1 pseudogene is annotated in these 597 nt (G+C 53.3%); it reads right to left on the bottom strand.

Annotated features, from left to right (window positions below):
- Window positions 1-387: 387 nt before the first annotated feature.
- A pseudogene (locus KP708_RS15480) lies at window positions 388-597 on the bottom strand (hypothetical protein); the annotation flags it as partial.

Raw genomic sequence — 597 nt, 5'->3', positions numbered from 1 at the left:
GATGAAGTAGATCCCCTGTCCTCTCCGATGAAAGCAAAAGGGGTCGGGGAATTGGGGCTTTGTGGCGTGGCAGCAGCGATTGCCAATGCTGTGTATAATGCAACAGGGGTCCGTGTCCGTGATTACCCCATCACGTTAGACAAGCATCTGGCTCATCTTCCCCGGATGTCTTGAACACTTCCGTAAAAGTTACACAACCTGGCCAACCACGAGTGGTTCACACAGATTGATGTCTCTTTCCGAAGTGCCCTTTACTCTCTAACACAAGAACAAATCAGCCTGTCGTTTGAAGCGTTCGAACACCATTTGAGAGCCATTAAGGGCTTGATGGTCTCTTTTAAGGACTGATGGGGAAGCCGAGGCTTCCCCATCAGTACCCAGAGGCTGTTATCCGACCTGACGGAGTTCGGGCAGAGCAGAGCGATCCTCCATCAGATAGGGTCCGCTGGACACGACCTGAATGGAAAGAATACCCGGTTCCCTGCTGCTATTTCCGCTTTGCAGCGGCAACGTCGCATCGCCATCCGTCCAGCGGTGTGTGGAAGATTCCAGTCCATGCCAGCCTGACAGGTTGGACAGGGACAGATGAGCGGTCAG

The sequence above is a fragment of the Gluconobacter sp. P5H9_a genome, from assembly GCF_018812085.1.
Classification (GTDB): domain Bacteria; phylum Pseudomonadota; class Alphaproteobacteria; order Acetobacterales; family Acetobacteraceae; genus Gluconobacter.
This window is presented reverse-complemented; position numbering and strand designations above follow the sequence as displayed.